The organism is Kitasatospora sp. GP82 (genome assembly GCF_029892105.1).
Lineage (GTDB): Bacteria > Actinomycetota > Actinomycetes > Streptomycetales > Streptomycetaceae > Kitasatospora.
This window is the reverse complement of the sequence record NZ_JARZAJ010000011.1, coordinates 176,159-196,920: the sequence shown is the minus strand read 5'-3', so window position 1 is coordinate 196,920 and position 20,762 is coordinate 176,159. Positions and strand designations below refer to the sequence as shown.

Annotated in this window: 15 protein-coding genes and 1 pseudogene; 8 read left to right on the top strand and 8 right to left on the bottom strand. The window is 70.5% G+C overall.

The annotated features are described in order from the left end of the window. Positions 1-36 precede the first annotated feature (36 nt). Entirely contained in the window at positions 37-1,275 is a 1,239-nt protein-coding gene (locus tag P3T39_RS14005; protein ID WP_280697895.1) for a hypothetical protein, read from the bottom strand. A gap of 393 nt (positions 1,276-1,668) precedes the next feature. Here P3T39_RS14005 and P3T39_RS14000 point away from each other — a divergent pair, with 393 nt between their 5' ends. Beyond that, positions 1,669-3,246 carry an NAD(P)/FAD-dependent oxidoreductase gene (locus P3T39_RS14000; protein ID WP_280697859.1) on the top strand — a complete coding sequence of 526 codons (1,578 nt, stop codon included), beginning with the start codon at positions 1,669-1,671 and terminating at the stop codon, positions 3,244-3,246. Between the two features lie 149 nt (positions 3,247-3,395). On the opposite strand, the gene P3T39_RS13995 is transcribed toward P3T39_RS14000, so the two are convergent. From P3T39_RS13995 to kdpF, 5 genes are all read right to left on the bottom strand, one after another. Then, positions 3,396-3,620: a hypothetical protein gene (locus tag P3T39_RS13995; protein ID WP_280697894.1), complete on the bottom strand. Its 225-nt coding sequence runs from the start codon at positions 3,618-3,620 to the stop codon at positions 3,396-3,398. Between the two features lie 109 nt (positions 3,621-3,729). Next, a complete protein-coding gene (kdpC, locus tag P3T39_RS13990) occupies positions 3,730-4,368 on the bottom strand; it encodes a K(+)-transporting ATPase subunit C (protein WP_280697858.1) in 639 nt (212 codons plus the stop codon). A gap of 46 nt (positions 4,369-4,414) precedes the next feature. After that, a complete protein-coding gene (kdpB, locus tag P3T39_RS13985) occupies positions 4,415-6,463 on the bottom strand; it encodes a potassium-transporting ATPase subunit KdpB (RefSeq protein WP_280697893.1) in 2,049 nt (682 codons plus the stop codon). An 83-nt stretch (positions 6,464-6,546) separates the two neighbouring features. After that, on the bottom strand, positions 6,547-8,211 hold the full coding sequence (gene kdpA, locus P3T39_RS13980) for a potassium-transporting ATPase subunit KdpA (RefSeq protein WP_280697857.1): 1,665 nt from the start codon (positions 8,209-8,211) through the stop codon (positions 6,547-6,549). Between the two features lies 1 nt (position 8,212). Further along, positions 8,213-8,302, bottom strand: coding sequence for a K(+)-transporting ATPase subunit F (gene kdpF, locus P3T39_RS13975; RefSeq protein WP_280697856.1), 90 nt, complete (start codon positions 8,300-8,302; stop codon positions 8,213-8,215). Positions 8,303-8,635: 333 nt separating this feature from the next. On the opposite strand from kdpF, the pseudogene P3T39_RS13970 reads away from it, so the two are divergent. Next, positions 8,636-8,755: pseudogene (locus tag P3T39_RS13970) on the top strand (integrase); the annotation flags it as partial. Positions 8,756-9,027: 272 nt separating this feature from the next. On the opposite strand, the gene P3T39_RS13965 reads toward P3T39_RS13970, so the two are convergent. After that, positions 9,028-9,912, bottom strand: a complete 885-nt coding sequence (locus P3T39_RS13965) for a cyclase family protein (RefSeq protein ID WP_280697855.1) — start codon at positions 9,910-9,912, stop codon at positions 9,028-9,030. 259 nt (positions 9,913-10,171) lie between these two features. On the opposite strand from P3T39_RS13965, the gene P3T39_RS13960 reads away from it, so the two are divergent. From P3T39_RS13960 to P3T39_RS13945, 4 genes are all read left to right on the top strand, one after another. Further along, on the top strand, positions 10,172-13,030 hold the full coding sequence (locus P3T39_RS13960; protein ID WP_280697892.1) for a SpoIIE family protein phosphatase: 2,859 nt from the start codon (positions 10,172-10,174) through the stop codon (positions 13,028-13,030). A gap of 178 nt (positions 13,031-13,208) precedes the next feature. Further along, on the top strand, positions 13,209-14,783 hold the full coding sequence (locus P3T39_RS13955; RefSeq protein ID WP_280697854.1) for a sugar ABC transporter ATP-binding protein: 1,575 nt from the start codon (positions 13,209-13,211) through the stop codon (positions 14,781-14,783). Continuing rightward, entirely contained in the window at positions 14,780-15,856 is a 1,077-nt protein-coding gene (locus P3T39_RS13950; RefSeq protein WP_280697853.1) for an ABC transporter permease, read from the top strand. The genes P3T39_RS13955 and P3T39_RS13950 overlap by 4 nt, the downstream gene beginning before the upstream one ends. Beyond that, positions 15,853-16,998, top strand: a complete 1,146-nt coding sequence (locus tag P3T39_RS13945; protein WP_280697852.1) for a substrate-binding domain-containing protein — start codon at positions 15,853-15,855, stop codon at positions 16,996-16,998. The genes P3T39_RS13950 and P3T39_RS13945 overlap by 4 nt, the downstream gene beginning before the upstream one ends. Positions 16,999-17,122: 124 nt before the next feature. On the opposite strand, the gene P3T39_RS13940 is transcribed toward P3T39_RS13945, so the two are convergent. Continuing rightward, complete coding sequence (locus tag P3T39_RS13940; protein WP_280697851.1) at positions 17,123-17,698, bottom strand: hypothetical protein; 576 nt, start codon at positions 17,696-17,698, stop codon at positions 17,123-17,125. Positions 17,699-18,125: 427 nt separating this feature from the next. Here P3T39_RS13940 and P3T39_RS13935 point away from each other — a divergent pair, with 427 nt between their 5' ends. Then, the gene (locus tag P3T39_RS13935) at positions 18,126-19,745 is read left to right on the top strand and encodes a multicopper oxidase family protein (protein ID WP_280697850.1); all 1,620 of its coding nucleotides are present in this window, start codon (positions 18,126-18,128) and stop codon (positions 19,743-19,745) included. Between the two features lie 170 nt (positions 19,746-19,915). Beyond that, complete coding sequence (locus P3T39_RS13930) at positions 19,916-20,737, top strand: hypothetical protein (protein WP_280697848.1); 822 nt, start codon at positions 19,916-19,918, stop codon at positions 20,735-20,737. Positions 20,738-20,762 lie beyond the last annotated feature (25 nt).

Sequence of the window (20,762 nt, the reverse complement as noted above, 5' to 3'; positions counted from 1 at the left end):
TGGGCCCGCCCCTGCGTTGATCTCCCGCTGTGCGGCCTATCTCGACAGGATCCGCTCGCTCTGCCACTCCCGCGTTGTGCCTGCGCCACTGCGAGAGCCGTCACGGGCGGGCTCCCGCCGCCGTTGTTCCGGCACGTGGTGGCTGCGTGGCGGCACCCGCCGTCCACGGCCGCGCCCGCGCCCCCTGCGGCGCAGCTGTTTGGCGGGCCAGCACAGAACGACCGACGTGGAGACCACGACGAAGGCGAGCCGTGCCAGCCCTCGGATCGGATCAGTGGGCAGGAGGAGCGTGCCCCCGTAAAGGGTGATCAGCGCGACCCAGCTCCACCAAGGTACGAGTCGGCGCTGTCCGACCGTGTCCCAGAGCAGCGTCCCGAGCAGGATCGACGCCGTGTAGTAGGTGTAGACGCTCGGGTCGAGCAGGACGCGGGCGTTGGCACCGAGCAGCACGACAGCCGGCCAGCGGCCGCGCCGGACCGCGATGGTGCCGAAGCCGAGCCCGAGGCCGAACTGGGCGGGGCGGTCCCACCACGGCGTGGCCGGGTCGGAGACCCCGAGCCAGCGAAGCGAGGAGGCGGGCTGGTTGGGGATGGTGAATCGGGCCGCGGAGAGGGAGCCGAGGTTGCCCAGGTAGAACGGCAGCCAAGCGACGGCCACCAGGCCCCCGAACCAGAGGAAGGTCCGCTTCCAGGCCGGGCTGGGCAGGGCGAGCACCAGGGGCAGGAAGGAGATCGCCCAGGGTTTGGAGTCCACCGCCAGGGCGAGGAAGACGCCCACCGCCGTGGGCCGGTCATGGACCAGCGCATGCGCGGCGAGGGTGGTGAAGAAGAGTGCCAGGACGTCGTCGAGGTGGGCGAACCGGACCGAGACCTCCACCCACATCGGGATGAAGGCCAGACCCGCGACCAGGATGCGCTGCTGCAGGCGCCGGTGGTTCGTTCCGGTGCCCAGGTAGTGCCTGGCGGCGGTGCGCCCGACCAGAACCAGCATCACCAGGCCGAGCGCCGACATCGTCGCCTCGGCCAGGACCTGTCCGGTGTACGGCGGGAACGGGTCGAACAGCCGGGCCGCGGCGAGGCTGACCGGGCCGATCTGCAGTTCGGGATGGTGGGCGTAGAGCGAGAGCCCACCACCGGAATCGCCGCCGAAGAGCAGTTGCTCGCCCTGGCGCAAGTAGTGCCAGGAGACGCCCCCGCTGGGCTCGACGATCAGGAACCAGAGGGCTGTCCAGGCGGCCAGCAGAATATGGTGTCGCCGGATCCACAGACCTGCGATCCGGCCGGTCTCGGCACTGTAGTCGGCAGTGGCACGTGCAGGGGTCACTCCGAACACTCGTCCCTCTTCCCGACTCGCGAACCCCCGCTCAGCCGCACAGCTTATGCGATCAGTGCGAACGGGCGATTTCGGCGCCGTGCGGGTCAGGTGCGGTGTGGTCACGGTAGGCGCCATGCGGGCGTCGCAGTCGCCGCAGACCATGGGCCACGGATCACCGAAGCTCCAGGCCCCGGGGCACTGGCACATGAACCTCTCCCGGAGCACCGGGCATCGCGGATCGCATCGGTTCAACAGCCCCGGCTGCAGCTGTCACCCTCGCCCTACTCCCGATGTGGGCGTGCCCTTTGACGACAACCCCTGGCCAACGCCACCGCGCCCTGATAGGACAGCCGCATGCAGCCCAACGCCGCACCGCCGGCAAGCCGCTCCACCTACGACGCCGTCATCGTCGGCGGTGGCCACAACGGCCTGGTCGCCGCTGCCTATCTGGCCCAGGCCGGACGCAGCGTGCTGGTCCTCGAACGGCTTGGCCGCACCGGCGGTGCAGCCGTGTCCACCCAGGCGTTCTCCGGCGTGCAGGCACGGCTGTCCCAGTACTCCTATCTGGTGAGTCTGCTGCCCAGAAAGATCATCGACGAGCTGGGGCTGCGCTTCGCCGTGCGAAAGCGGCGGATCGCCTCGTACACCCCGACCGTGCGCGGCGGCCGTCCGACCGGCCTCCTGGTGGACGGCGCGGACCAGGCCCGTACCGCCGCATCCTTCCATGAACTCACAGGCTCGGAAAAGGAGTTCAAGTCCTGGCAGGATTTCTGCGGCATGACCCGCAGGGTGGCCGAGCGGGTTTTCCCGTCGCTCACCGAGCCGCTGCCGAGCCGCGCGGAGCTACGCCGGCGGGTGGCCGACCCTGCGGCGTGGGAGGCACTCTTCGAGCGGCCGATCGGCGAGAGCGTGGAGCGCCACTTCACGGACGACCTCGTCCGAGGGTTGGTCCTCACCGACGCTCTGATCGGTACCTTCACATATGCTCACGACCCGTCGCTGCGCCAGAACCGCTGCTTCCTCTACCACGTGATCGGTGGTGGCACCGGGGACTGGGACGTACCGATCGGCGGCATGGGCGCGCTCACCGACGCACTGTCCGACGCGGCGCAGGCCGCCGGCGCCCGGATCCGCACCGGCTGCGAGGTGACGTCGGTCGCCACCGACGGCACGGCCGCCGAGGTGACCTACCGCGCCGGGGACACCGAACACACGGTGGGGGCGCGGCAGGTGCTGTGCAACGCGGCACCACAGACCCTGGCCCGGCTCCTCGGCGAGCAGCCCGCCGCCCCCGGACCGGAGGGCTCGCAGCTCAAGGTGAACATGCTGCTACGACGGCTGCCACGGCTGCGGGACAGCTCGGTGGACCCGCGGGAGGCCTTCGCGGGGACCTTCCATGTCGCCGAGTCGTACCGCGAGCTGGAGGCCGCATACCAAGAGGCCGCAGCCGGGCGGCTGCCCGGGGCCGCACCCTCCGAGATCTACTGCCACTCACTCACCGACCCGTCGATTCTGGGCCGCGAGCTTGCCGCCCGGGGCTACCAGACCCTCACGCTCTTCGGACTGCACCTGCCTGCCCGGCTCTTCGCGGACGGCGGGAGCGCGATGCGGGAAGCGGCGCTCCAAGCCGTCCTGGAACCGCTGGACGCGTTCCTGGACGAACCGCTCGCGGACTGCCTGGCACTGGACGACCACGGACGGCCGTGCATCGAAGCGAAGAGCCCGCTCGACCTGGAACACGAACTCGGCCTCCCGGGCGGGAACATCTTCCACCAAGACCTGGCCTTCCCCTGCGGTGACAGCGCGAGCGACCGCTGGGGTGTGGCAACCGCCCACGCCAACGTCCTGCTCTGCGGAGCAGGCGCCGTACGCGGCGGGGGCGTCAGCGGCATCCCCGGCCACAACGCGGCAATGGCCGCGCTTGGCCGGTGACACCTCACGGTCTCCGCCACGGCGACGGTCGGCACACCTTCACCTGGGCCGACTGGCCGACCACGGGCCCTCCCGTGAATCATCGCGCAGACCGCTTCCCCCGCACGGGCGAGACCGAGCCATCCGCATGCAGGAGCTGCTGCGCGCGATCACCTTCGGTGCCGAACCGGCCCGCGCGTCGAGCCGCCGCCCGAACGGGGGCAAGTGAGATCAGCGGCAGGGCGCATCGTCCCGGCCTCGACGAGGGCGGCCGATCCGTCCGCGTACAGGGCGGCCACGACCACGTCGGTGCCGCGGGCCTTGCGGCGCAGCGCCTCGTCGAGCATGCAGTACGTCTTGCCCACCCCTGGGGCCGCGCCGAGGTACACCTTCAACCGGCCGCGTCCGGCGTGCTCCCGGGGTACGGGGTGGAGGTCCTCCCGGCCGGAGTCCGTGGATAGGTCGGGGTGCTGCGTCACCGCGCGCCTCCTTCCCCGGAAGGTGTCAGCCGAGCCGCGCGAGCGCCAGGTTCAGGGTGACCACGTCCACCCGGGGCTCGCCGAGGAAGCCGAGGGTGCGGCCCTGGAGGTGATCCTTGACCAACTGGCGGACTTTCGGCGCGTCCAGACCGCGAGCCCTGGCAACCCGGTCGACCTGCTCATAAGCGTAGGCAGGCGAGATGTGCGGGTCGAGGCCGGAGCCGCTCGCTGTGAGCGCGTCGGGGGGCACCTGGCCGGCGGCGACGCCGTCGAAGGCGGCGATCGCCGCGCGGCGTTCGTGGATCGTCTGTGTCAGGCCCGCGTCGTTGGGGCCGAGGTTGGAGGCGCCCGAGGCGGTGGGGTCGTAGCCGTCGGTGCCGGCTGCCGAGGGGCGCGGCTGGAACCACTTGGAGTCCGGCGCCGCCTGTTCCTTGGGGTCGTCGGGATTCTTCTTCGGCAGGTTGAAGGTCTGCCCCAGCAGGCTGGAGCCGACGACCCGGCCGTCCTTCTTCACCGGTGAGCCGTTGGCCTGTCGGGAGAGGGCGACCTGGGCGATCCCGGTGATCAGCAGCGGGTAGGCCAGGCCGCAGAGCACGGTGAAGACCAGGAGGACACGCAGGCCGGTCAGATGCAGCCTGATCAGGGGCGGCAGGGGCTTTGCCATGAGCGTTCTCCTTCGGTCGACTTCGGCCCGCGTCGGCCCATTTCGGTCAATGCAGGCCGGGGATGAACTGGACGACGAGGTCGATGAGCTTGATTCCGGCGAACGGCATGATCAGTCCGCCGACGCCGTAGACGGCGAGGTTGCGCCGGAGCAACGCCGAGGCGGAGGACGGCTTGTAGCGCACGCCGCGCAGGGCCAGCGGGATCAGGCCGACGATGATCAGCGCGTTGAAGACGATCGCCGAGGCGATCGCCGAGGTGGGGCTGTGCAGGGCCATGATGTTGAGGTGCCGCAGGCCCGGGTAGACGCTGGCGAACATGGCCGGGATGATCGCGAAGTACTTGGCGACGTCGTTGGCGATCGAGAAGGTGGTCAACGCGCCCCGGGTGATCAGCAGTTGCTTGCCGATCTCGACGATCTCGATCAGCTTGGTCGGGTTGGAGTCCAGATCGACCATGTTCCCGGCCTCCTTGGCGGCCGAGGTGCCGGTGTTCATCGCCACCCCGACGTCCGCCTGGGCGAGGGCGGGTGCGTCATTGGTACCGTCACCGGTCATCGCGACGAGCTTGCCGCCACCCTGTTCCTGCCTGATCAGGGCCATCTTGTCCTCGGGTGTGGCCTCGGCGAGGAAGTCGTCGAGGCCGGCCTCGTCGGCGATGGCCCGGGCGGTGAGCGGATTGTCACCGGTGATCATGACGGTTCGGATGCCCATCGTGCGCAGGTCCTCGAAGCGCTCCCGGATGCCGTGCTTGACCACGTCCTTCAGGTTGACGACCCCCAGGACCCGGGCAGGCTCGCCGGTGTGGTGGACGGCCACCACTAGTGGGGTGCCGCCGGCGGAGGAGATCCCCTCGACGAGGGCCCCGATCTCCTCTCCGGGCCGCCCTCCGTTCTCCTCCACCCAGGTGGCGACCGAGCCGGCCGCGCCCTTGCGGATTCGCCGGGTGCTCCCGTCCTCGTGGAGGTCGGCGCCGCTCATCCTGGTCTGCGCGGTGAACTCGATCCACTCGGCATGGCCGATCTCGGCCTGGGTGCGGGCCCGTAGCCCGTACCTCTCCTTGGCCAGGACGACGATCGAGCGGCCCTCGGGGGTCTCGTCGGCGAGGCTGGACAGCTGCGCCGCGTCGGCCAGCTGGTTCACGTCCGTCCCGGTGACCGGCGTGAACTGGGCGGCCTGCCGGTTGCCGAAGGTGATGGTGCCGGTCTTGTCGAGCAGCAGTGTGGAGACGTCGCCCGCCGCCTCGACCGCGCGGCCGGACATGGCCAGTACGTTGCGCTGGACCAGGCGGTCCATGCCGGCGATGCCGATCGCGGACAGCAGCGCGCCGATGGTGGTCGGGATCAGCGCCACCAGGAGCGCGACCAGGACCACGATCGTCTGTTCGGCGCCCGCATAGGTGGCCATCGGCTGCAGGGTGACGACCGCGAGCAGGAAGACGATGGTCAGCGCGGCGAGCAGGATGTTCAGCGCGATCTCGTTCGGCGTCTTCTGCCGGGCCGCGCCCTCGACCAGAGCGATCATGCGGTCGATGAACGTCTCTCCGGGCTTGGAGGTGATCTTCACGACGATGCGGTCGGAGAGGACCTTGGTGCCGCCGGTGACCGCCGAGCGGTCGCCGCCGGATTCGCGGATGACCGGCGCGGACTCGCCGGTGATGGCCGACTCGTCGACCGTTGCGGCGCCCTCGACGACATCACCGTCGCCGGGGATCAACTGCCCGGCCTCCACGATCACGTGGTCGCCCAGCTTCAGCTCCGCTACCCGGACCACCTCCTCGGCAAGCCCGGTGGCGCCGGGTCGCCACGGGCCGACGATCCGCCTGGCCACGGCTTCGGTCTTGGTCCGGCGAAGGGTCGCGGCCTGAGCCTTGCCCCGGCCCTCGGCCACCGCCTCGGCCAGGTTGGCGAAGACGACGGTCAGCCAGAGCCAGCCGGTGATCACCCAGGCGAAGACGCTGGTGTGGCGGATCGCCGAGTACGTGGTGAGAAGCGAGCCGATCTCGACCACGAACATGACCGGGTGCTTGAACATCACCCGGGGATCGAGCTTGCGGATCGCGTCGGGGAGGGAGCGGAGGAGTTGCTTGGGGTCCATCAGCCCGCCGGAGACCCGGTGCGCCTCGTGTGTTGGCAGCGGGCCGCCCGGTTCGGCTGCGACCGGGTCCGGAGCAGGCGTGGTCATCGGTGCAGACCCTCCGCGAGCGGTCCCAGCGCCAGAGCCGGAAAGTAGGTGAGTCCGACGACGATCAGCACCACGCCGGAGAGCATCCCCACGAACAGCGGCCGGTGGGTCGGCAGTGTGCCCGCAGTCACGGGGACGGGCTGCTGCCGGGCCAGCGAGCCGGCCAGCGCCAGCACGAAGACCATCGGCAGCAGGCGGCCGAAGAGCATGACCAGCCCGAGCGCGGTGTTCCACCAGGTGCTGGTGACGGTGAGGCCGGCGAAGGCGGAGCCGTTGTTGTTGGCCGCCGAGGTGAAGGCGTACAGCACCTCGGAGAAACCGTGGGGCCCGCTGTTGAGGATGTTGGCCCGCTCGGCCTTGAAGGACATGGCCACGCCGGTGCCGATGAGCACGATCGCCGGGGTGGTGAGGATGTAGAGGGAGGCGAACTTCACCTCCCGGCCACCGAGCTTCTTGCCCAGGTACTCCGGGGTGCGTCCCACCATCAACCCGGCGACGAAGACCGCGACCACGGCCAGGATCAGCATGCCGTACAGCCCGGATCCGGTGCCTCCGGGGGCGATCTCACCGAGCATCATGTCGAAGACCGTCACCCCGCCGCCCAGTGGCGAGAAGGAGTCGTGGAAGGAGTTGACCGCGCCGGTCGAGGTCAGCGTGGTGGAGGAGGCGAAGAGCGCGGAGCCCGGGATGCCGAAGCGCACCTCCTTGCCCTCCATCGCGGCCCCCGCAGCCTGCAGAGCGGTGCCGTGGTGCTGCCACTCGAAGAACGTGAGCAGGGACGCCGAGCACACCCAGAAGAGCGCCATCACGGCGACGATCGCGTAGCCCTGGCGGCGGTCTCCCACCATCGTGCCGAAGGTGCGCGGCAGCGAGAACGAGATGACCAGCAGCAGGTAGATCTCCAGCCAGTTGGTCAGCGGGTTGGGGTTCTCGAAGGGGTGCGCCGAGTTGGCGTTGTAGAAGCCGCCGCCATTGGTGCCCAGCTCCTTGATGACCTCCTGCGAGGCCACCGGTCCGCCGGTGATGCTCTGGGCGGCGCCGCTGAGGGTCGTAACGTGGCTGGCAGCGTGCAGGTTCTCGACCATGCCCGCCGCGACGAAGACGATCGCGAAGACGATCGAGACGGGCAGCAGCAGACGCAGCGTCACCCGGGTGAGATCCACCCAGAAGTTGCCGACCTGATCCGTGCGATTGCGGTGGAAGCCCCGGATCAGTGCCGCCGCCACCGCGATACCCACGGCGGCGGACAGGAAGTTCTGCACCGCCAGGCCCGCCATCTGCACCAGGTGGCCCAAGGTCGACTCACCCGAGTACGACTGCCAGTTGGTGTTGGTGACGAAGGAGGCCGCGGTGTTCCACGCCGTCGCAGGGCTCACCGCCGGGAAGCCGAGTGACAGCCACAGGTGGTTCTGCAGCCGCTGGAAGGCGTAGAGGAGGAGCACCGACACCGCGGAGAAAGCGAGCACGCTCCGCAGATACGCCATCCACGTCTGGTCGAAGCCACCGTCGACGCCGATCAGGCGGTAGATGCCGCGCTCGACGCGCAGGTGCTTCCCGCTGGTCAGCAGGTACGCCATGTAGTCGCCCAGCGGGCGGTGGGACAGGGCGAGCGCTGCCACCAGGGCAAGCGCCTGCAAGAACCCCGCGAGAGTGGCGTCCACCTCAGAACCTCTCCGGATGGGTCAGCGCCAGGACCAGATAGACAACGAGGACGACCGAGACGATCAGGCCCACGATGTTGTCGGCACTCATTGCGCCACCCTCACGTCGAGGTGCGGCGACCGCGTGGTCACAGCCTCTCCACCCCCTTGGCGACAAGGGCGAGGACAGCGAACACGAGAATCGTGACGCCGACGAAGGCAAGGTCCGCCATAGAAGGCTCCGCCCAGGGGTGTCGGGATCGGTACCGGATTCCTCACGGGAGAGACGCTCCGGCACGGCGCCCGCGGACGATCGGCCGAGACGACGAGTCCGCTCGCCGACCGGGTACCCGACCGGTCTCCCCGATTCTCCGCCGTGCGTCCCTGACATGCTGACCGGTCCTGGGCCATTAGGGCTGCGTGAGGAATCGTCAGTCGAACCCCGCAGGCGGCGAAGAACCTTGTCATGGACCTCGAGGACGCCGGCTCTCGGGCGCGCCACGTGATCCGGGAGCGGGACGGGAAGTTCCCCGAACCGTTCGACGTCGTCCTCAATGACGCGGGACCCAGGTCGTGCTCAGCGAGGTCCGAGCCCGGCAGTCTCGACCGGCCCCAACCCTCATGGGTGGGTGTTTGTGTTTCCTCTCGACAGCCGCCAGGTGGTGGGCGGTTCAGGCGGTGGCGACGTGGCCACACTCGGGACGTGGGCAGGTGCGGGAGGTGTTGCGGGGGTCCGGGGGAGGCCCGGCGCAGCCGTGCATCTGACGCCTGGTGAGCGCGACGGCGCGAAGGGCCGGGCAGTGGGCCGCTCAGGCAGTGTCCGGGCCCACCGTGGTCTCAGAAGACCGCGAGCGGATTGACCGGGGAGCCGGTGCCCCGGGGGATGTTCAGCGGCGCGGTGACGAAGAGGAACTCCCACCGTGAGGTGCGCGCGCACGTCTCGGCCAGGGCCTCCAGGTCCATGTTGTCGATCAGGGGCAGCCCCATGGCGGTGATGGCCAGCACATGGATCGGCGAGTGGACGCCGTGAACGGGGCTGGGACGCACGTCGCTGTCGCCGTCGCCGCCCAGCGCCGAGACCCGCGATTCGCTCAGGACCCGCATCGCGCCGGGGTGCAGCCCCGCGCTGAGGTCGTCCGGGTCCCACGCGCCCAACTGCCGCCGTCGGGCAAGGTGACCCGTGCGTACCAGGAGGATGTCCCCGGGCCCGAGCGGGCTGCTCTGTTCCTCGGCGCAGGCGAGCAGCTCAGGGCCGCCGACCGCCTCTCCCGGCTCCAGCCAGTCACGGCCGCGCAGGCGTGCCACGTCCAGCAGGACACCCCGCCCCACCAGCCCGGGCAGCAGTTCGGTCACCGCACCGTAGGAGGCCCCTTGCGACGAGACGGCGTCCTGCGCCCGCACTCCCGCGAAGAGCAGTCCGCGGTACGCGATGTGGCAGAGCGCGTCCAGGTGTGTCTGCGCCTTGCCGTGGTAGTCGGACGCGATGAAGTCCTTGTGCACGGTCGGTTCCGGGGCCGTGACGTCCGCCAGTTCGGTCATCTGGTGCAGCGCCGGCCTGCGGTTGTCCGGCCCCGGAACGCTGTCCCACGGCCGCCCCATGGCGACGACCTCACCGGTCTGCACGAGTCCCGCCGCTGCCACGCGTTGCGCCCCTGCGACCGGGCCGGGGAGGCGGTCGCGGCGCAGCTGGTCGAAGAACGCGTCGAACTCGTCACGGGTCATCGTAGGTCCGCCTGCGGCCGACGTGCGGTGTCCGGCGGACCGCTCGGGTGGGCAGGCAGAACCACTCATGGCACTCCTCGATCCCGCTTCCCCCGGTACAGCCGATGATGCGGCGGCGGTCGGGTTGTCGCCACCGTGGTGGGTCGACACGGACGACCCGGGCGACGGGCGGGATCCGGTGATAAGCACCGGGTTGTGAGCAAAGTCCTAATATTGCCTCAAGGGTGAAGCTCCTCGGAGTGTGAGTGCTGTGGCGATCATGACAGGTTCCGGCGAGGCGGGCATAGGCCCGGCACGGGTCCGTGAGCGGTTCCTGCATGGCGAGTCGGTCGAGGGAGGCGTGCGAAGTCTGATCTTGAGGTCGTGGCAGCGCTGCCGGTTGCTGGGGCTCTCACCGGACCAGACCGAGCTCCCGTACCGGCAGGATCTCGATCTGGACGGCCGGCTCGTCCGCGCGGCCGGACCCGTGCTCGACCGGCTGGAATCCCTGTTCGCGGGCAGCCGGATGAACGTGTCCCTTGCCGATGGGAACGGGGCGGTGCTTCAACGCCGTTTCGGCGAAGCCTCCATGGCCAGGAATCTCCCCGCGATCCAGAGCGTCCCGGGCTTCGTGTTCGCCGAGAAGTTCGGGGGGACCAACGGTATCGGTCTGGCACTCGCGGAGAGGCGGCTCTGTCAGGTCTACGGCGCCGAGCACTTCGCCGAGCGCGCCAAGTCCAATGCGTGTTCGGCAATTCCCGTTCGCGATCCCCTGAGCGGGCGGATCGAGGGCGTCCTCTGCTTCGGCTATCCGCGCACCGACGCGGACCCGGAGCTGAACGTCGTCATACGCAAGGCCGCCGCCGCCATCGAACGGCGACTGCTGGAGCAGAGTTCGGCGCGGGAGCGCTCCCTGCTACGGGCGTATCTCGACTCCGGGCGCCGCGCGCAGACCGGCGGACCGACCGGGGACGGGCGTCTGATCGGGGTGGACGAGCTGGCCCGGAGCGGACTGGACCGGCGTGATCAGACGATCCTCGAGGAGAAGGCCACCGAGCTGATCTCCGCGGCCCAGCGGGCCGCCGTCGAGGTGCCCCTGTCCCGTGGTCGGCGGGTCACCCTCCTGAGCCGTCCCGTGACGAGCCCGTCCGGGGTGGAGGGCGTCGTCATCGAGGCGGCCCTCCACAGCGACTCGCCACTGCAGTACCTCGTCGCCCCCGCTCACGCCGGCGAGCCGCCCGTCCTCGCGGCACACGGCGCGACCCTCGCCACCCCGCCGCACGGGCACCTTCCCGGCGCCGTGCGCAGTCTGTTCGCCACGCCGGCCGGCACCACCGATGGCACCGATGGCACCGCGGTCGGCGTGTCCCCCGGACTGCTGCTCGTGGGCGAGCCGGGAGTGGGGAAGTACGCCGTCGCGGCACGACGTCGCCTGGAGTTGCTGTCCGAGGCCAGCACCCGCATCGGCACCACCTTGGACGTGACCCGCACCGCCGAGGAACTCGCCGAGATGGCCGTTCCGCGCCTGGCCGACTTCGTCACCATCGACCTGCCCCAGGCCGTACTGCGCGGCGAGGAGTCCACCGACCCCCGCAGCGATCTGTGCCGCACGGTGGTCCACGGCATCCGCGACGACTGCCCCTTCTACCCGGTCGGCGAGCGGGTCGACTTTCTCCCCACCACGCCGTATCTCCAGTGCCTGACCAACAGGGAGTCGGTGCTCGAACCCGACCTCAAGGCGGCCGCCAGGTGGCTCTCCCAGGACCCCGAGCGCGCCGAGCGCCTCCTCGCGCTGGGCGTCCACTCCCTCATCGCCGTCCCCCTGCTCGCCCGCGGCGTCGTGCTGGGCATCGCCAACTTCTACCGCTCGCAGGACCCCGCCCCCTACGGGGACGACGACCGCTCACTGGCCCAGGAGCTTGCCACCCGCGCCGCCATCTGCATCGACAACGCCCGCCGGTACACCCGCGAACACACCATGGTCCTGGCCCTGCAGCGCAGCCTGCTCCCGCGCGGCCTGCCCGAGCAGAGCGCCGTCGAGGTCGCCCACCGCTATCTGCCCGCCGCGTCCGGGGTGGGCGGAGACTGGTTCGACGTCATCCCCCTCTCCGGCGCCCGCGTCGCCCTGGTCGTCGGCGATGTCGTCGGCCACGGAATGCACGCGGCCGCCACCATGGGCCGCCTGCGCACCGCCGTGCACAACTTCTCCGAGCTGGACCTCGCCCCCGACGAGCTCCTCACCCACCTGGACAACCTCGTCGGCCGACTGGACCGGGAGGAGGGCAGCGAGGAGTACTCCGGGAACACCGGCATCATCGGCGCCACCTGCCTGTACGCCGTCTACGACCCGACCTCGCAGCGCTGCACACTGGCCCGCGCCGGCCACCCCCCACCCGCGGTGGCCCGCCCGGACGGCACGGTGACCTTCCCCGACCTACCCGCCGGGCCCCCTCTCGGCCTGGGCGGCCTCCCCTTCGAGACCGCCGAGCTCCACCTCCCCGAGGGCAGTCGGCTCGTCCTCTACTCCGACGGGCTCATCGAGGACCGCCGACGCGACATCGACACGGCCCTCGATCAGCTGCGCCACGCCCTGGCCCACCAGGACCGCTCACCCGAGGACACCTGTCGCGCGGTCGTGGACGCCGTGGTGCCCGACCACCTCGTCGACGACGTCACGCTGCTCGTCGCCCGCACCCGTGCCCTGCCCCCCGACCGGATCGCCACCTGGGACCTGCCGGCCGACCCGGCCCGTGTCGGTGAGATGCGCGCCGCCGCCACCCGCCGACTGAGCGAGTGGGGGCTGGACGAGGTCGCGTTCGCCGCCGAACTGCTGCTCAGCGAGCTGATCACCAACGCCATCCGCTACGGCACCGAGCCCATCCAGGTACGGCTGATCCACGACCGCAACCTGATCTGCGAGGTCTCCGACGCCAGCAGCACCGCCCCGCACCTGCGCCACGCGGCCACCACCGACGAGGGCGGCCGCGGCCTGTTCCTGGTCGCACAGCTCGCCCAGGCCTGGGGCACCCGCTACACCGCCCGTGGCAAGGTCATCTGGGCCGAGTGCGCCCTGGAGGCGTCCGGACAGATCCCTGACATATCCGGGATTTATTCGGAGGATTTTCCCGGCATCGAATAACTCGCCTTTCGGCGGCAGAAGGGGACCGCAGCGTGTCAGAAATGCGGTGGCCGGGCCCAGGTGGTAGGAACGGTGCACCGCAGGAAGGCGCAGTGCGGAGAAGGCGAACCGCCAGGCGCTCAGTAGTGCTCCCGACAGAGGTCGGGAAGGACTCGGAGGCCGAGCCCTGGAGAGGTCCATGCACGACGACGCTCTCGACACCTCGGTGGGCCCACTCGCACGCCGCGGCCCGCTCGTCCGCATTCGCGGTCTCAGCAAGCGGTTCGGCGGCACTCTCGCGCTGGCCGGGATCGACCTCGACATCCACCGCGGCAGCATCCTGGCTCTGCTCGGTCCGAACGGCGCCGGAAAATCCACTCTCATCAAAACGCTCGCCGGGGTCTACCGCGCCGACGAGGGCGAGGTGGCGGTGGCCGGGCACCCGCTCGGCACCGACGCAGCCTCCCGGAGCATGTCCTTCATCCACCAGGACCTCAGCCTCGTCGAGTGGATGACGGTCGCCGAGAACATCGCCCTGGTCACCGGCTACCCGCGCCGTCGCCGGCTGGTCTCGTGGCGGCTGACCCGGGAGCGCTGCGCCGAGGCCCTCGCGATCGTCGCCGGACACCTCGACGCCGACGCGCGAATCGCCGACCTCGCCCCCGCCGAGCGCTCGCTGGTCGCCATCGCCCGCGCCCTGGCGACGCGGGCGGAGCTCGTCGTCCTGGACGAACCGACCGCCAGCCTCTCCGCCGCGGACAGTGCCAGGCTCTTCGGCGTCCTGCACACGCTGCGCGACCGAGGGCACGGCGTCGTCTACGTCACCCACCGGCTCGACGAGGTGTACAGGGTCGCCGACACCTTCGCCGTCCTGCGTGACGGCCACCTCATCAGCTCAGGCCCGCTCGCCGGGCACAGCCCCGGCCGCCTGGTGCACGACATCGTGGGCCACGAACCGACCGGTCGCCCGCGCGGACGGCCGCCCGCCACCGCCCCCGCCGAAGGCCCGGCCGTGCTGAGCCTCGACGGCGTCCGGACCGAGAACACCGGACCGGTGAGCCTGGAGCTGCGCGCCGGCGAAATCCTCGGGGCGGTGGGCCTCACCGGCGCCGGCCACATCGGCCTGGGCCGCGCTCTCGCCGGCTCCCGGCCGATCCTCGCCGGGCGGGCCCTGTTCGACGGACGGCCGTACACCCCGCATTCGGTCGCCGCGGCCGTCGCCCTGGGCGTCGGCTTCGTGACCGGCAACCGTCAGGAGGAAGGCTGCGCCGCCGAACTGACGGTGCGTGAGAACTTCCTGGCAAACCCCCGGGTCGGCGGCCTGCCGGCGCTGCACTGGATCAGCCCCCGGCGCGAGCGCGCCGAGGCCACCGCCCTGATCGAGCGGTTCTCGGTGCACCCTCGTGACAGCGAGGCTCCGATCGCCACCCTGTCCGGCGGCAACCAGCAGAAGATCATGGTCGGCCGGTGGCTCCGGGTGAACCGACGGCTGCTGATCCTGGAGGAGCCGACCGCCAGCGTGGACGTCGGCGCCAAGGCCGAGATCTACCGCCTGCTCGACGAGGCACTGGCCGCCGGCCTCGCGGTACTGCTCATCTCCACCGACTTCGATGAGGTCGCCACCGTGTGCCACCGCGCCCTGGTGTTCGTGTGCGGGGCGGTGACAGCCGAGCTGACCGGCGAGGCCCTCACCGTCACCGAACTCACCCGCGCCGCATCGGCCCTGCCCGCCGTCACCGGCAGTGACATCGACAAAAGTGCGACGGCCCGATGAGCAGATCCCCCTCCCGCCGTTCCCCGCTGGGCCGCCTGCATGGGCACCTCATCGGCACCTACGGCCTGTTGGCCCTCACCGCCCTGCTGTTCCTGGTCTTCTCCGCCGCACTGCCCGACACCTTTCCCACCATCGACAACATCTCCTCGATCCTCTACAACCAGTCGATCCCCGCAATCCTCGCGCTCGGCGCGACGATCCCCATCGTCACCGGCAAGTTCGACCTGTCCATCGGCTACGGCCTCGGCTTCGCCCACGTCGTGGCGCTGCAACTCATCGTCAACGGCGGCTGGCCCTGGCCCCTGGCCTGCCTCGTGGTGATCCTCGGAGGAGCGGTCTTCGGGATGCTCAACGGTGTCATCGTCGAGTTCGGGCAGATCGACTCCTTCATCGCCACGCTCGGCACCGGCAGCATCCTGTACGCCTTCACCGGCTGGATCACCGGCGGCGCGCAGATCGTCCCCGGAGCTGGCGGCCTGCCGGCCGCCTTCACCGACCTCTACGACTCCGAATTCCTCGGCCTGCCGGTCTCCGCCTCCTATGTGCTCGCCCTCGCCGTCGCCCTGTGGCTGCTGCTGGACCGGCTGCCGCTCGGCCGGTACATGTACGTCATCGGCTCCAACACCCGCGCCGCCGAACTCGTCGGCATCCCCACCCGCCGGTACAGCGTCTACGCCTTCGTCGGATCGGGCCTGGTCGTCGGCTTCGCGGGTGTCCTGCTCGCCGCGCAGCAGCAGATCGGCAACCCGAGTGTCGGCCTGGACTACCTGCTGCCCGCGTTCGTCGGCGCGCTGCTCGGCTCCACGGCCATCAAGCCCGGACGGGCCAACGCTCTGGGCACCGTCGTCGCCGTCGCCGTCCTGGCCGTCGGCCTGGCCGGTATCGGCCAGCTCGGCGCCGAGTTCTGGGCCGTCCCGCTGTTCAACGGCGCGACCCTGCTCCTCGCCGTCGGCCTGGCCGGGTACTCCGCACGGCGTCGGCTGCGCGTCGGCGCCACCGAGACCCGCCGTTCGTTCGCCGAGCCGCCGACCGCGCCGCCGACGGACGGCACGCCTTCCCAGGACACCCCGTGAACCGCGACACCGCCCTCGGAGTCGCCTCTGTGCTGGCCGCAGCCGTCACCGTCGTGGCCGGCTGCGAGCGCGGTGTGTCGACCGGAAACGGGCCCTCCCCCGCAGGGCCGTCAGGAGCCGGCTGCCCAGCCGTCCTCGCCAAGGCCAAGGCGGACGTGCACCAGGCGGAGAGGACCAACGTCTCCTGGAACGGCCCCACCAGCGGTCCGACCGCGGTTTCCGGCAGGACCATCGTCTATGTCGCCCAGACCATGACCAACCCCGGCGTCGCCGGGGCCGCGAAGGGCGTCATCGAAGCCGCGACGGTCATCGGCTGGAGCGTCCGGGTGATCGACGGACAGGGCACGCCCGCCGGCATCCAGGCGGCCCTCAGCCAGGCGGTCGAACTCAAGCCCTCGGGCATCGTCATCGGCGGCTTCGACCCGAATCTGACGTCGCAGCAGGTCGCGCAGGCCGATGCGGCGCACATCCCGCTCGTCGGCTGGCACGCACTCGCCTCCCCCGGCCCGAGCAGCAGCCCCAAGCTCCTCAGCAACATCACCACCAGGGTCGCGGACGTCGCGGAGATCAGCGCGGACTGGGTCATCGCGCAGTCCAACGGCAACGCCGGAGTCGTCCTCTTCACCGACGACTCGATTCCGTTCGCCAAGAACAAGTCTGATCTGATCAGGAACGAACTCGCCACCTGCCCGAGCGTGAAGATGCTGGCCTACGAGAACATCCCCATCCCGGACGCGACCAGTCGCACTCCCCAGCAGGTCTCCTCCCTCCTCTCCCGCTTCCAGGGCCGCTGGACGTACTCCGTCGCCATCAACGACCTGTACTTCGCCGATGCCGCACCGGCCCTGCGCGCGGTCGGCAAGCAGGGCGATGCCGCCCCGTTCAACATCGGCGCGGGCGACGGCGACCCCTCGGCCTTCCAGCGCATCAACAGCAGGCAGTTCCAGGCCGCCACCGTTCCCGAGCCGCTCTCCGAGCAGGGCTGGCAGATCGTCGACGAGTTCAACCGCGCCTTCTCCGACGCCCCCGCCAGCGGATACGTCGCACCGGTCCACATCGCCACGGCCGCCAACAGCAACGGGGCCACGGCCTGGGACCCGCCGGGCTACCGCGAGGCGTACCGGAAGATCTGGGGCAAGTAGGCGGCAGAGCAGCGCGCCCTCGAAGTGATGCGGCGCGCAGCCCCGCTCGCCCTTACGGAGTACGGGGTCCCTACCGGTTACGGGAATCCGCGAAGCCGACGCGGCCCGGGTGACCCTGCATGCTTCAGCGGATCGTCAGATCCCCGTCGGGTACGTCCTCGACCGTGACCTTCTCGCGAGGCTGGCCGAGGCCGTGCGCCACCGCCTCCGCCAGTCCGTCGAAGTCGGGCCTCGTGGGGTAGGGCACCTCTTCGCCCGGCCCGTAACTCTCCACCGCCTTCGTCAGATAGCCGGGGTACCAGGCGCCGACGGCACCCTTCACCTCGACCGCGCTCACCCGGCGGTCGCCGACCTGCTTCCGCAGGGCGGGGAGGATCTCGTCCGACCGGTACTCGCCGGGCACCTGGAACAGACTGGCGTGGGCGCCCACCAGACCGCCGTCCCGCAGACGGACCGTCACCGTCAGACAGCTGGTCACGCTGGGGTAGAGGATGCTGCCGCCCCGTCCGACCTCTCGGACCTGCCCCTCGGTGATCCGCACCTCGGCGGCCCGGCTGCTGGAGGCGGCAACGGCTCGCGGCCCGTCGAGCGGCCGGGCCTGCACCGGGCTCCCGGTGGCACATTGCAGGGCCAGCACCATCAGCAGGACAGTCAGGGGTGCGGCGGCCGGGACTGTTCGCAGTTCGTGGCGGGTGGACACAGGTACTCCTTCTGGTGTGCTGACGGTGACTCGGCAGCCGTGCGGCCTTCGGGCGGTGCGCTGCTCCCTGACCCGAGACCTCGAACACCATAGTTCGGGTACGCGCCACCGAGAAGGCCGGGCTGCCGGGCACCCGGACACCCTCCCGCTGTCGCCGACCGCATCGGTGCTCGACGCGGCGCCCCGGGCGCGCCCGGAAGCCGTGCCCGGCCGCGGTCGCGGTGCACGTGCTGCGGCCCGCGCTGATACTGGGTCAGCGGGCGGTAATGGAGCGCGGCAGGCGCTCCGTGGCCCGGGACGGACGGTTTTCCGGGCGCCTTCGTGGTCGTGGCCGCTGGTGACCGGTCGTGGCCCACCGGTGGTCACGACCTGTCACCAGTCCTGCGGCGCATCGCCCGGCGAGGCCCGGACGGAGAGAGAACAAGGCATGCTGAACCGACGAGACCTACTGAAATCCGCCACCGCAGGCGGCGCAGCGGCTCTGCTCCCCTGGGGCCGCTTACTGGAGCCGGACCAAGCCGTCGCCGCCACCGCGACGCCAGCCGCGACGCCCGCCGTCCGTGCCGTGCCGTTCGCCCACGCGATGCCGGTGCCCCAGGTACTGCGCCCGGTGTCGGTGACAGCGTCCTCGGACCGCTACCGGCTGCGGATGGCCGAGACCCAGGTGGAGATCGTCAAGGGGCTGCGGACCACCGTCAGGACCTACGGCGGCTGGTTCCCCGGCCCGACCATCCGGGCGCTGAGAGGCCGTGAGGTGGTGATCCAGCAGACCAACGACCTGACCGTGCACACCTCGGTCCACCTGCACGGCGGTCACGTCCCCTCCCGGTACGACGGTCTGCCGATGGACCTCGTCCAGCCCGGGCAGACCCGCGAGTACCGCTACCCCAACGAGCAGGTGGCCGCCTCGCTCTGGTACCACGACCACGCGCACGGCCTGGAGGCCGAGAACGTCTACCGCGGACTGCACGGCGCCTATCTGCTCAGCGACCCGCACGAGAGTAGTCTGCCGCTGCCCAGTGGTGAGTTCGACATCCCGCTGCTGATCCGGGACGCCCTGATCGGAACCGACGGCACGCTGCGCTACGTCCGGCCGTACGAGTGCCCGCACATGCTGGTCAACGGCAAGGAGCGGCCGTACTTCGCGGTGGCGGCCCGCAGGTACCGCCTGCGGATCTTCAACGTGTCGGCCAACCGCCATGTGTCGCTGCGCTTCGCCAACGGTGCGCAGTTCACCCAGGTGGCCTCCGACGGGGGCCTGCTCGCCGCGCCGGTGAAGCTGAACGAGCTGACCCTGACGGGCGCGGAACGGGCCGAGATCGTGGTCGACTTCTCCCGCTACCCGGTCGGCTCCTCCGTGGTGCTGGAGAACACGGCCGCGTTGGACACCGAACGGCCGGAGGTGCTGCGCTTCGACATCACCCGGACCGCCGAGGACCCGAGCCGGATTCCGGACGTGCTGGCCACCCTGCCGCCGGTCCCGCAGGGCACGGTGCGGCGGGAGTTCGACATGGCGACCTTCCCCGACACCAGAATCAACGGGCGCAAGTACGACCCGGACCGGGTGGACGTACTGACCACGGTCGGCACCAGCGAGATCTGGACGATCCGCAACATCCACACCCGCAGGCCGGCCGGGGTCTTTCACGCCCCCCACTCGTTCCACACCCACCTGGTGCAGTTCCGGGTGCTGGACCGCGACGGGAAGCCGGTCGGCCCCGCCGAGGCCGGCCTGAAGGACACCATCGCCATCCACCCCGGTGAAACCGTCCGGATCGCGATGACCTGGAGCGACTACCCGGGCGAGTACGTGTACCACTGCCACCACCTGGTGCACTCCTCGAACGGCCAGATGGGCCGGATCGACGTCCTGCCCGCAGCGCCGCAGGGCTCCGTGCGGGAGCCGGCCGGGGCATCCGCCCTCTCCTCCGACGGGACCCGCAGGCACCGGCGGCACCGACGGCACCGGCACCACCACCACCACAACCGTCGGCACGACCGGCACCGTCGGCGGGCAGCTTCGCCGGACTCCGACCACGGGCACTGAGGTCGCGCGGCACGTCCGTCCGGGGGAAGCCCGTAGCGTCCGGCCCCAAGCCGCCGCGACACGGCGGATCACCCGCTCGGCTCACCGCGCATGCAGGAGCCCCGGCGCAGGCCTTCGGTCAATCGTGATCCACGCCACACATTGGATCCACCGTTCTGGAACAGAGGGCAATGGTGAGTACGGAGACAGGGCCACCGACCGGCACGGGCGTACACAGCCCGGGCCGGGCCGCCGTCCCGCAGCGCCAGCTGCGCACCGACCGCTGGTGGCTGCCGCAACTGGCGACGGTCACCGGCCTGCTGGCGTTCATCGGCTACTCGACCTGGCGGGCCTTCGAGGGGGCGCACTACTACGCACCGCCGTACGTGTCCCCTTTCTACTCGCCCTGCCTGGCGGCGAACTGCGTGCCCGTACGCGGCGGTGCCGACTGGACGCTGTTCGGTGACTGGTGGCGGCTGTCGCCCGCGCTGCTGGTGCTGATCTTCCCCCTGGGCTTCCGGCTGACCTGCTACTACTACCGCAAGGCCTACTACCGGGCGTTCTGGTCCTCTCCCCCGGCCTGTGCCGTCCCCGAACCGCACACCAGGTACACCGGCGAGACGCGCTTCCCGCTGATCCTGCAGAATCTGCACCGCTACTTCTTCTACGTGGCCGTCCCGTTCGCCATGATCCTGACCTACGACGTCGCACTCGGATTCCGGAACACGGGCGGTGAGTGGGGACACGCCGGGCTCGGCAGCTTCGTCCTGCTCGGCAACGTCGCGCTGATCTGGGCGTACACACTGTCCTGCCACTCCTGCCGGCACATCGTGGGCGGGCGGCTGAAGCACTTCTCCGGACACCCGGTGCGCCATCGGCTCTGGCAGTTCGTCGGACGGCTGAATGTCCGGCACATGCTCTTGGCCTGGTCCTCGCTGGCCTCGGTCGGGCTCACCGACCTGTACGTGTACCTGGTGTCGTCCGGCGCCTTCGGCGACCCCCAGCTCTTCTAGAGACACAGCTTCCGGAGACACAGCT

What these genes read in the sequence shown, in the direction of transcription:
- P3T39_RS14000 (WP_280697859.1), top strand. Translation starts at nt 1,669, where the DNA reads ATGCAGCCCAACGCCGCACCGCCGGCAAGCCGCTCCACCTACGACGCC.
- kdpF (WP_280697856.1), bottom strand. Translation starts at nt 8,302, where the DNA reads ATGAGTGCCGACAACATCGTGGGCCTGATCGTCTCGGTCGTCCTCGTT.
- P3T39_RS13965 (WP_280697855.1), bottom strand. Translation starts at nt 9,912, where the DNA reads ATGACCCGTGACGAGTTCGACGCGTTCTTCGACCAGCTGCGCCGCGAC.
- P3T39_RS13955 (WP_280697854.1), top strand. Translation starts at nt 13,209, where the DNA reads ATGCACGACGACGCTCTCGACACCTCGGTGGGCCCACTCGCACGCCGC.
- P3T39_RS13950 (WP_280697853.1), top strand. Translation starts at nt 14,780, where the DNA reads ATGAGCAGATCCCCCTCCCGCCGTTCCCCGCTGGGCCGCCTGCATGGG.
- P3T39_RS13935 (WP_280697850.1), top strand. Translation starts at nt 18,126, where the DNA reads ATGCTGAACCGACGAGACCTACTGAAATCCGCCACCGCAGGCGGCGCA.
- kdpB (WP_280697893.1), bottom strand. Translation starts at nt 6,463, where the DNA reads ATGGACCCCAAGCAACTCCTCCGCTCCCTCCCCGACGCGATCCGCAAG.
- kdpC (WP_280697858.1), bottom strand. Translation starts at nt 4,368, where the DNA reads ATGGCAAAGCCCCTGCCGCCCCTGATCAGGCTGCATCTGACCGGCCTG.
- P3T39_RS13960 (WP_280697892.1), top strand. Translation starts at nt 10,172, where the DNA reads ATGACAGGTTCCGGCGAGGCGGGCATAGGCCCGGCACGGGTCCGTGAG.
- P3T39_RS13930 (WP_280697848.1), top strand. Translation starts at nt 19,916, where the DNA reads ATGGTGAGTACGGAGACAGGGCCACCGACCGGCACGGGCGTACACAGC.